Source organism: Inquilinus sp. (assembly GCF_039594555.1).
In the GTDB taxonomy this organism is placed as follows: Bacteria; Pseudomonadota; Alphaproteobacteria; order DSM-16000; family Inquilinaceae; genus Inquilinus.
Genome location: NZ_JBCNNF010000234.1, coordinates 1 through 10985, shown reverse-complemented (window position 1 = coordinate 10985; position 10985 = coordinate 1). Strand labels below are relative to the sequence as shown.

Here is a 10985-nt window from a genome sequence, read left to right as displayed (position 1 = left end):
CGTCATGCCGGTTGGAAGCAAGCCCAAAAATCACAGGAGAGGCGAATGGATAAGGATCTGCTGGGTCGTTATCTGCTGTCCCGCCGACGCGTGCTGCAGGGCGCCGCCCTGGGGGCCGGTGCAGCCTTCGCGGGACTCGGCGGGAGAGGGGCTCGGGCCGCGCCGGGGGCGCCCCTGAGCTTCATCGGCTGGCAGTTCCAGCCGCAGATCGTCGAAGAGAACGTCAACATCTTCAAGAAACTGTACGACGAAGCCGTCAATTACGAGCTGGTGACCGGCGACTACCATCCGGTGGTCGAGACCAAGCTGACCGGCGGGCAGCGCATCGACATGCTGTATGCCGAGGAGGACCACATCGCCCGCTGGTGCGCGGCGGAGTGGACCCGCGACCTGGAAGGGCTGGACGGGGTCGACGAGATGAAGGCCGGCATGTTCCCGGTCAGTGTCAAGTCGATGTCGCTGCCGAACGGCAAGCTGGCGGGGCTGCCCTACTACGCCGGGCACAACGCCTTCATCTACAATGAGGAGCATCTGCAGAAGGCTGGCCTCTCGGTGCCGGACAGCTGGGATTCGCTGCTTGACGCCTGCCGCAAGCTGAAGAAGGACGGCGTGTCGGACGCGCCCTACAACAGCGCCTGGGGCCAGAAGTGGCCGGAGCTGTCCTGGAGCATCTTCGCCTGCTGGTACGCGGAAGGCGCGCCGGTCTTCGACGCGAAGAACGACTTCGTCGACGACGCCGCGCTGCGCAAGGTGCTGGAGACGCACCAGGCCCTGTACAAGGAGCAGCTGGTGGCGGCCGACATCATGACGCTGCCGAATGAGGGCGTGCCCAGCTACGCCACCGGCCGCCACACCTTCATGGTGCTGCACGACTACGACCAGAAGGTCGCCAACGATCCCAAGCTCTCGAAGGCCGCCGGCAAGGTCAAGAACGCCCTGATGCCGGGCAAGACCAAGTCGACCTTCGCCTGGACCGCCGTCTACATGATGGGGGCGCAGCCGACCGACGTCGAACGGACCTGGAACCTGCTGCGCTTCTTCGGCGGCAAGTCGAAGGACGGCCAGTATCATGTGATCAAGCGCTGGGCGCTCGAATTCGGCCTGGGCTCCGGCTACAAGGAGGTGATGGCCGACCCCGAGGTCGTCGCCAGCTTCGGCACGTGGCGCGACCTCGCCGTCACCAACAAGCAGCTCGAGCTCGCCACCTCCCGCGACGTCGCCAAGCAGATCTGGTTCCCGGAATGGGACCTGTTCATGATGCAGCGGGTCCAGGAATACATCCGCGGCAGCATGTCGACCGACCAGATCGTCGACGAGCTCGGCAAGAAGGTGGCCGAGCTGAAGCAGCAGTACCAGTAGCCAGCAGGAATGGCGGTCGCGGCATCGCCGCGATCGTCCTTCGCGAGCCATTCGTCGGAGGGGCGGCCCGGTGTCGATCACCATTCCGCAAACACCCGCTATGGACCGTCCGCGCCGCCGCATCGGCCGGATCCCGGGCTTCGCCTATGGCGCGGTGGCGCCGACCCTGGCGATCGTGATCGCCGTCGTCGGCCTGCCGCTGGCCTACAGCCTGTATCTCAGCCTCCACCGCACCAACCCGATCACCAAGCGCTGGATCTTCGTTGGGCTCGACAACTATGCCGGCATGCTCGGCAATGCCGAGTTCTGGGCGGCGCTGGGCCGGACCGCCTATTTCGCCGGCTTCTCGGTGATCGGCACCACCGTCATCGGCATGGCCATGGCGCTGGTGCTGAACGAGCGCTTCACGGGCCGCGGCTTCCTGCGCAGCGTCATGCTGGTGCCCTGGGCCATGGCGCCGGTTTCGGTCGGCGTCCTGTGGTCCTTCGTCTATGCCGGCGACTACGGCGCCCTGAACGGGCTGCTCAACGATCTCGGGTTGGGGTTCCTGGCCACGCCCTGGCTCGGCGACGGCTTCCGCGCGCTCAACCTCGTTGCCCTGACCCAGGTCTGGAACCAGGCGCCGCTGACGGCCCTCTTGCTGCTGGCCGGGCTGCAGTCGATGCCCGGGAACCTGCACCGGGCGGCGATGCTGGACGGCGCCGGGCCGGTCGCCCGGTTCTTCGCCATCACGCTGCCCTGGCTGAAGCCCAACCTGCTGTTCATCGCCATCATCGCCACGATCAACTCGCTGATGGCCTTCGACATCCTGTGGATCATGACCCGCGGCGGGCCGGGTGCTGCCACCACCGTCTTCGCCTGGCTCGGTTATCTCTATTCCTTCCAGTTCCTGAAGTTCGGGGAAGGGGCGGCGATCCTCTACGGTCTCACCATCCTCAGCTTCGTGCTGGCGATCCTCTACTTCCTCGTCCTCGGCCCGCGGCAGCGCCGGGCGGCCGCGGCCTCCGGCGGCACCGTCTCCGACAATGCGCGGGCCGGCGCCGGCCGGCGGCACGCCATGGTGACGCTGCCGCCCTACCGCGCCCGGGCACGGCTGCCCCGGCCGGTCGGGGCCGCCCTGGGCCGCATCGGCTTCGCGCTGGCCGCGCTGCTGATCTTCCTGTGGTCGGCGCTGCCTGTGATCGCCCTGGTGCTGATGAGCATCACCCCGGCCTCGGACCTGATCCGGACGCCGCCGACCATGATCCCCAGCGGCTTCACCCTGCAGAACTTCACCGCCGTGCTGGCGCCGGAGCTGGCCAGCGGCAATGAGACCAGCGTCCAGGCCAAGCGGGTGCCGCTGTCGCTGCTGAACAGCTTCGTCGTCGGCGTGGTCGTGGTCACGATCAGCGTCGCCCTCGGCACGCTGGCCGGCTACGCCTTCGCCCGGCACGGCAAGGCCCGTTTCTTCCGGATCAGCCTGTGGGGCCTGCTGCTGACCCGGATGACCCCGGCGCTGACGCTGGTGCTGCCCTTCTTCGTCATCTTCCGCACCCTGGGGCTGATCGACACCCGCACCGGGCTGGTGATCGCCTACAGCAGCATCCTGCTGCCGCTCAGCGCCTGGATGATGAAGAGCTATTTCGAAGGCATCCCGGCCAGCCTGGACCGGGCGGCGCTGATCGACGGCTGCTCGCGGCTGAAGATGCTGTGGAAGATCCTGCTGCCAGTGGCCCGGCCGGGCATCATCGCCGCCGCGATCTTCTGCTTCCTGGTCAGCTGGAACGAGTTCCTGTTCGCGCTGATCCTGACCTCGACCCCGAACGCCCAGACCATCCCGGTGGTGCTGTCCGGTTTCCTCAGCCAGGCGCGCTTCTACGAATACGGGCCGATGTTCGCCGCCAGCGTGCTGTCGATCGCGCCGCCGGTGCTCGTCGCCTTCCTGTTCCAACGCTACCTCGTCCAGGGCGCGCTGTCGGGCGCCGTCAAGGGCTGAGCCGGGAGGCCCCGATGACCTCGATCAACATCCGCGCCGTGTCCAAGAGCTACGCCCAGCACCGGGTGCTGAAGGGGCTCGACCTCGACATCGCCGATGGCGAGTTCATCTCCTTCCTCGGCCCGTCCGGCTGCGGCAAGAGCACGCTGCTCTACTGCATCGCCGGGCTGGAGGAGATCTCGACCGGCAGCATCCTGTTCGACGGGCGCGACATCAGCGGCCTGGCGCCGCGCGACCGCAACATCGCCCTGGTGTTCCAGGACTACGCCCTCTACCCGCACATGGCGGTGCGCGACAACATGGCCTTCCCGCTGCGCCAACAGAAGGTGTCGTCGGACGACATCAGGCGCCAGGTCGCCTGGGCGGCGGAGCTGCTGGGGCTGGAAGAGCTCCTGGACCGGTCGCCGGCCGAGCTGTCCGGCGGCCAGCGCCAGCGCGTGGCGGTCGGCCGCGCCATTGTCCGCAACCCGGCGGCGCTGCTGATGGACGAGCCGCTGTCCAACCTCGACGCCAGCCTGCGGGTGCGGATGCGCACCGAGATCAAGCGGCTGCAGCGCGAGCTGGCGGTGACCACCATCTTCGTCACCCATGACCAGGAGGAGGCGATGGTCCTGTCGGACCGGATCGCCGTGATGAACAACGGCGTGCTGCAGCAATTCGCCGACCCGATGGCGGTGTATCGCGAGCCCGCCAACCAGTTCGTCGCCGGCTTCATCGGCAGCCCGCAGATGAACTTCCTGCCGGGCTCCGCCGTCTCCGGCGGCCAGGACGACAGCCGGGTGGTCGGCATCCGCCCGCACGACCTGACGCCTTCCCCCGGCCCGGCGAACGGGGCGTTGTCCCTGACCGGGGAGCTGGCGCTGATCGAGCCCGCCGGGCCGGTCCATTTCCTCGACGTGCTGGTCGGCGACCGGATGGTCAAGGCCACCTGCGGCGACCCCGACGGCCTGCGCCCGGGCGCCAGCCTGACCCTGACCGCGCCCGACCGCAGCATCCACCTGTTCGACCGCGCCAGCGGCGCCAGGGTCTGACCCCACAAGGAAGCGCATCCCATGGCCTTCGATCTCGTGCTCCGGAACGGCCGGGTGATCGACCCGTCGCAGGGCATCGACCGCATCGCCGACGTCGCCTTCGCCGGCGGCAAGGTGGCGGCTGTCGGCGCCGGACTGGACCCCGGCGGCGGCGCCGTCCGCGACGTCTCCGGCCTGATCGTGACGCCGGGGCTGATCGACCTGCACACCCATGTCTACTGGGGCGGCACCTCGCTCGGCATCGATGCCGAGGATTTCGCTAGGGCCAGCGCGGTCACCACCTGCGTCGACACCGGCAGCGCCGGCCCCGGCAACTTCCCGGGCTTCCGCAGGCATGTGATCGAGCCGAGCCAGATCCGCATCCTGGTCTATCTCCACGTCTCCTTCGCCGGGATCTTCGCCTTCTCCGAGCGGGTGATGGTCGGGGAAAGCCACGACATCCGGCTGATGGCCGCGCGCGACGCGGTGGAGGTGGCCGAGGCCAACCGCGATGTCATCATTGGCATCAAGGTGCGGATCGGCCGCATCGCCAGCGGCCCGGCCGGCATCGCCCCGCTCGACGTCGCCCTGCAGGTGGCGGACGAGACCGGGCTGCCGCTGATGGTCCATATCGACGAGCCGCCGCCCTCCTACGAGGCGGTGGTGGACCGGCTGCGGCCGGGCGACGTGCTGACCCACTGCTTCCGCCCCTTCCCGAATTCGCCGGTCAGCCGCGACGGCACGATCAAGCCGGAGGTGCTGGCGGCGCGCGAGCGCGGCGTGCTGTTCGACATCGGCCACGGCAAGGGGTCGTTCGGCTGGAAGACGGCACGGACGATGCTGGCCCAGGGCTTCAAGCCGGACACCATCTCCTCCGACGTGCACGCGCTGTGCATCAACGGCCCGGCCTACGACCAGGTGACGACGCTGTCGAAGTTCCTGGAGTTGGGCATGCCGCTGGACGAGGTCATCGCCGCCTCGACGGTGAATGCCGCCAAGGCGCTGAACCGGCCCGAGCTCGGCACCTTCAAGCCCGGCAGCGTCGGCGACGCCAGTATTCTGTCGCTGAAGGACGGCGCCTTCCCGCTGGAGGATGTGCGCGGCGAAATCGTCACCGCCGGCCGGCGGATCTTCGCCGAGGGCGTGGTGGTCAACGGGCGCTGGTGGCACCCGGCGGAAGGAACGGAATGATGCGGCGCGACGATATCGAGACCTTCGCCAACCATATCGGCGGGCGCTGGGAGGCGGAGCCGGAGACGATGCCGGCCGTCAACCCGGCGACCGGCGAGCCGATCGGCCGGCTGCCGCGCAGCAGCCGTGAGACGGCGCGGCGCGCCATCGCCGCCGCGCGGGCGGCGCAGCCCGGCTGGGCCGCGACCCCGGTGTGGCAGCGGGCGAAGGCCTGCCTCGCCATCGCCGCCCAGATCGACAGTGCCCGCGACCGCATCGCCCGCACCCTGAGCCTGGAGCAGGGCAAGCCGTTCAAGGAGGCGCAGGGCGAGGTCGGCAAGGCTGCGGACGGCTTCCGGCTGGCGGCCGAGCTGGTCAAGCAGTTGGGCGGCGAGACGCTGCCGGCGGAGGATCCGAGCAAGCTGGTGCTGACGCTGCGCCAGCCGCGCGGCGTCTACGCGGTGATCACCCCCTGGAACTTCCCGGTCAACATCCCGGTCGAATACCTGGCGCCCGGCATCGCCACTGGCAACGCCATCGTCTGGGTGCCCGCGCCGACCACCTCGATGGCCGCGGTCGAGCTGATGCGCGTGATCGAGGAGGCGGGGCTGCCGCCCGGCGTGGTCAATCTGGTGATCGGGGAGGGGGCGATGGTCGGCGACGAGATCGTCGCCCATCCCGGCACCAACGGCATCGGCTTCACCGGCAGCCCGGCCACCGGCCAGCGCATCGCCGAGCGCGGCGCCGGCAAGCCGATGCTGCTGGAACTGGGCGGCAACGGGCCGGTGCTGGTGTTCGAGGATGCCGATCTCGACCGCGCCGCGGCCGCTGCGGCCGGCGGCGCCTTCTTCAACGCCGGCCAGGTCTGCGCCGCCACCGGCCGGGTGCTGGCCCATCGCAGCATCGTCGAGCCCCTGGCGCAGCGTCTGGCCGAGATCGCCCGGTCGCACAAGCTCGGCGACCCGCTGCAACAGGGCACGACCATGGGGCCGCTGAACAACCCCAAGGTCGCGGCCAAGGTGCGCGAGCATGTCGACGACGCGGTCGCCCGCGGCGCCACGGTGCTGGCCGGCGGCAGGCCGCGCCCCGATCTCGGCAGCGACCTGTTCTTCGAGCCGACGGTGATCACCGGCGTCACCCGCGACATGCGGATCAACCGGGAGGAGACGTTCGGCCCGGTGGTCCCGGTGCTGGCCTTCGACGACGATGCCGAGGCGCTGGACCTGGCGCTGGACACGGAGCACGGCCTTAGCGTCGGCGTGTTCACGGCGGACATGGACCGGGCGCTGCGCTTCGGCGAGGCGATCCCGGCCGGCATCGTCAACGTCAATGCCGGCAGCACGTATTGGGAGCTGCACCTGCCCTTCGGCGGCGGCACCGGCACCAAGAGCGGCATCGGCCGGCTCGGCGGGCGCCACACGCTCGAGGCGATGACTGAACTCAAGATGATCTCGATCACCCGGACCGTTAGATGACCACAACCACACCTTCATCCGCCGTCGCGGCGCGGCTGCTGGCCGACCTGGTCGACCTCCTGCTGCCGGGCGAGGGCGACTGGCCCTCCGGCGCCACCATCGGCGTCCAGTCGACGCTGGCGATCCATCTGGTCGAGGAGCGTGGCGAGGGCGACCTCGCCCGCCTGGCCCAGGCGATCCTGCAGGCCGGCGGCCCCTTCGCCGACCAGCCGGAGGAGCGCCGCATCGCCATCGCCCAGGTCCTGGAGGCGGCGGAGCCCGAACTGTTCGGCTGGGTCCGCGACGCCGCCTATTACGCCTATTACGAGAGTCCTTTCATCGTCGCGGTGATCAACGCCCAGGGCCATCCCTATCGGCTGCGGCCGCATGTGAAGGGCTATCCCTTGCCGCGCTTTGACCCGGCGCGCGACGCGCCGAAGCACGGCCGCGGCCGCTGGCTGCCGACCGGGGATGTGCGCCCGGTCGACATCTCCGCCCTCGATCTCGACAGCGACCGCACGCAAGCCTGGGGCCTGAAGCGATGACCAAGCCATCCTGCGATGTTCTCATAGTCGGCGCCGGCGCCACCGGCTCGCTGGCCGCCGTGGTGCTCGCCCAGGCGGGCCTGAGCGTGGTCTGCCTCGAGCAGGGCTCCTGGGTCGAGGCCGGCGACCACCCGCATTACAGCTCCGACTGGTCGTGGCAGCGCCGCACCCGGTGGAACGCCGACGTCAACCGCCGCCGCCATCCGGACGATTACCCGGTCGTCTCCGACAGTTCGCAGGTGCTGATGTGGAACGGCGTCGGCGGGTCGACCAATGTCTATGGCGCGATCTGGCCGCGCTACCGCCCGTCCGACTTCCGCAAGGGCGACGAGCACGGCCTGCAGCCGAACTGGCCGATCGCCTATGAGGACATCGCCCCGTTCTACGAGGCGGCGGACCGCATGATCGGCGTCAGCGGCCTGGCCGGCGACCCGGCGATGCCGCCGCGCGAGTCCTGCCCGACCGGGCCGCTGCCCTTCACCAAGGCGGCGCGCCGCCTGTCCCAGGCCTTCGACCAGCTCGGCTGGCACTGGTGGCCGGCCGAGGCCGGCGTGATCTCCGAGGATTACGACGGCCGGCCGGGCTGCAATGGCTGCGGCATCTGCAATGGCTGCCCGCGCGGGTCGATGAGCAAGTATTCGCTGTCGATCTGGCCGAAGGCCCTGGCGGCGGGGACCGAGCTGCGCATCCACGCCCGGGTGCTGCGGATCGAGAAGGGCAGGGACGGGCGGGCCACCGGTGCGGTCTATATCGACCGCGAGACCGGCCGCACCGAATTCCAGCCGGCCGAGATCGTGGTCGTCGCCGCCAACGGCGTCGGCACGCCGCGGCTGTTGCTGGCGTCGGACAACCTCGCCAATCAGTCGGACCAGGTCGGCCGCAACCTGCTGCACCACACCCTGGTCGGGGCCGAGATTTGGGTCGACGAGCCGATCGACGGCCATATGGGCTATGTCGCATCGCTGATCAGCCGGCAATTCGCCGAGACCGATGTCAGCCGCGGCTTCGTCAACGGCTTCAACTTCAACTGCCTGACCAGCACCTCGGCCGCCGCCGAGGTCGCGGCGGGCTGGATCACCGAGACCCGGGCGCCCTGGGGCCGCGACCATCACCGCTGGTTCGAGCGCCATTTCGGCCACGGCATCGGCATCTACGCGATCGGCGACGACCTGCCGAACCCGGAGAACCGCGTCGCCCTCGACCCGGTAAAGCGCGATGCCGACGGCGTCCCGGTCGCAACCATGCACTACCTGCCGGGCGAGAACGACCGGCGGATGATGAACTACATGCTCGACCGGCTGGTCGACATCGGCACCGCGGCCGGCGCCTTCGAGGTGAAGCTGCAGGACTACCGCGACAAGGACGGCGTCTACCGCACCCCGGCCTGGCACATGATCGGCACCTGCCGCATGGGCAGCGACCCGGAGACCTCGGTGGTGAACAAATGGCAGCAGAGCTGGGACGTGCCGAACCTGTTCATCGTCGACGGCAGCGTCCTGGCCACCGGCGGCGTGGTCAACCCGACGCCGACGATCTCGGCCCTGGCCTTGCGGGCGGCGACCCATATCCGCGACAATTTCCGCGAGCTGAAGGGCGCGACCCGGCCGATGGCGGCCTAGGCCCGAGCCTCAGGGAGTCCGATCGATGCTGCAGCCGCCGCCCGCCGAGCCGGGCATGCGCGAGGAGGAGGTCGACACCCCGGCCCTGATCCTCGACCTCGACGCCTTCGAAGCCAACCTCGACCACATGGCGGGGCTGGCTGCGGCGGCCGGGGTGAAGCTGCGGCCGCACGCCAAGACCCACAAATCGCCGGTGGTCGCCCATCGGCAGCTGGCTCGCGGTGCCGTCGGCCAATGCACCCAGAAGGTGGCGGAGGCCGAGATCCTGGCCTGGGGCGGCGTGCCGGACATCCTGGTCAGCAACGAGGTGGTGGGCCCGCGCAAGCTGGCGCGGCTGGCGGCGTTGACCCGGATCGCGCGGGTCGCCGTCTGCACCGACCATCCCGACGGCATGGCGGCGATCGAGGCCGCGGCCGAGGCGGCGGGCACGCGGCTGACTGTGCTTGTGGAGATCGATGTCGGCACCGGCCGCTGCGGCGTGGCGCCGGGGGAGGAGGCGGTGGTGCTGGCCCGGCGCATCGCCGCCAGCCGGCACTTGGCCTTCGGCGGGCTGCAGGCCTATCACGGCCGCGCCCAGCACAAGAGATCGTCGGAGGAGCGCGCCGCCGCCATCGCCGAGGCGGCACAGGTGGCGGGAATGACAGTGGAAGCGCTGCGCCGGGTCGGCCTCGACTGCCCGATCGTCGGCGGCGCCGGCACCGGCACCTTCGCGCTGGAGGCCGCAAGCGGCATATTCACCGAGTTGCAGGTCGGCTCCTACGCCTTCATGGATGCGGACTACGCCCGCAACGACCCGCCGCCGCCCTTCCGCCAGGCGCTGTTCGTGCTGGCGACGGTGATGAGCGTGCCGCGCGACGGCGCCGCCGCCGTCGATGCCGGCCACAAGGCGCTGCCCACGGACAGTGGCATGCCGCTGGTCTGGGGCCGCGACGGCATCCGCTACGAAGGCCCGTCGGACGAGCATGGCCGGCTGGTGCTTGATCCCGGCGCCGATCGCCTGCATCTCGGCGAGAAACTGCGCCTGGTGCCCGGCCATTGCGACCCGACGGTCGACCGCTACGACTGGTATGTCGGTGTCCGGTCCGGCCGGGTCGAAAGCCTGTGGCCGGTCGCCGCCCGCGGCGCGATGGCTTGAACCGCGTGTCGTCTGGTCTTCTCCGGTCTGACGATCATCATCGCGCGCCCGAACGCATGTCGGCGTATATCGGCAGGTGGCTGCGTTTCTCTGCAACCACCTGCCGCTATTGCCCACTGAATTCGATGGCGGCCGGTTCGCAGGATGACCGGTTCGACCGGAGAGGGCTATCTCAGCGGGGAGACGCCGTCCCTCACGCTGCGCGGAGGCGTCTTTCCACGATGCGTGCCAGAAGGCTGGCGCCCACCGGCAGGATGCCGTCGTCCAGCACGAAGCCCGGATTGTGCACCGGCACCGAGCCGGCATGGCCGATGGTGCAGTAGACGCCCGGCGTCGCATGCAGCATGTCGGCGAAATCCTCGCTGCCCATCACCGGTTCCGTCTTCCGGTAGACCTGATCCGGCCCGACGATATCGCGGGCCGCGGCGAGATAGCCCTCGACCAGGTCCTCGGTGTTCACCAGAACGTCGAACACGTTGCGGATGTCGAATTCGATCTCGACCTCGAAGGCGGCGGCCGTGCCCTCGGCGATGCTGCGCATGCGCCGGCGCAGAAGCTCGTTGACCTCGCGGTCCAGGAACCGGACCGTGCCGGAGACGACGGCTTCCTCCGGCACGACGTTGTAGGCGCTGCCGGCATGGATCTGCGTCACCGACAGCACGGCCTGCCTGAGCGGGCTAACGTTGCGGCTGACGATCGACTGCAGCGACTGGACCAG

At 69.7% G+C, this 10985-nt stretch carries 9 protein-coding genes; 8 read left to right on the top strand and 1 reads right to left on the bottom strand.

All coding sequences use genetic code 11. The features are described 5' to 3' along the window. Nucleotides 1-45: 45 nt before the first annotated feature. From ABDW35_RS22710 to ABDW35_RS22675, 8 genes are all read left to right on the top strand, one after another. Nucleotides 46-1359, top strand: a complete 1314-nt coding sequence (locus ABDW35_RS22710; protein WP_343716160.1) for an ABC transporter substrate-binding protein — start codon at nucleotides 46-48, stop codon at nucleotides 1357-1359. A 100-nt stretch (nucleotides 1360-1459) separates the two neighbouring features. Continuing rightward, nucleotides 1460-3334, top strand: coding sequence for an ABC transporter permease subunit (locus ABDW35_RS22705; RefSeq protein ID WP_343716159.1), 1875 nt, complete (start codon nucleotides 1460-1462; stop codon nucleotides 3332-3334). A 14-nt stretch (nucleotides 3335-3348) separates the two neighbouring features. After that, a complete protein-coding gene (locus ABDW35_RS22700) occupies nucleotides 3349-4365 on the top strand; it encodes an ABC transporter ATP-binding protein (RefSeq protein WP_343716158.1) in 1017 nt (338 codons plus the stop codon). Between the two features lie 21 nt (nucleotides 4366-4386). Beyond that, a complete protein-coding gene (locus tag ABDW35_RS22695) occupies nucleotides 4387-5535 on the top strand; it encodes an amidohydrolase/deacetylase family metallohydrolase (protein WP_343716157.1) in 1149 nt (382 codons plus the stop codon). After that, nucleotides 5532-6989, top strand: coding sequence for an aldehyde dehydrogenase family protein (locus tag ABDW35_RS22690; protein ID WP_343716156.1), 1458 nt, complete (start codon nucleotides 5532-5534; stop codon nucleotides 6987-6989). Before ABDW35_RS22695 ends, ABDW35_RS22690 begins: the two co-directional genes overlap by 4 nt. Further along, nucleotides 6986-7513 (top strand): hypothetical protein, encoded by a 528-nt coding sequence (locus tag ABDW35_RS22685; protein ID WP_343716155.1) that lies wholly within the window; start codon nucleotides 6986-6988, stop codon nucleotides 7511-7513. Before ABDW35_RS22690 ends, ABDW35_RS22685 begins: the two co-directional genes overlap by 4 nt. Then, entirely contained in the window at nucleotides 7510-9132 is a 1623-nt protein-coding gene (locus tag ABDW35_RS22680; protein WP_343716154.1) for a GMC family oxidoreductase, read from the top strand. Before ABDW35_RS22685 ends, ABDW35_RS22680 begins: the two co-directional genes overlap by 4 nt. 25 nt (nucleotides 9133-9157) lie before the next feature. Beyond that, nucleotides 9158-10267 carry a DSD1 family PLP-dependent enzyme gene (locus tag ABDW35_RS22675; protein WP_343716153.1) on the top strand — a complete coding sequence of 370 codons (1110 nt, stop codon included), beginning with the start codon at nucleotides 9158-9160 and terminating at the stop codon, nucleotides 10265-10267. Between the two features lie 193 nt (nucleotides 10268-10460). On the opposite strand, the gene ABDW35_RS22670 is transcribed toward ABDW35_RS22675, so the two are convergent. After that, a partial coding sequence (locus tag ABDW35_RS22670; RefSeq protein WP_343716152.1) for a M20/M25/M40 family metallo-hydrolase occupies nucleotides 10461-10985 on the bottom strand: 525 nt, incomplete at its 5' end.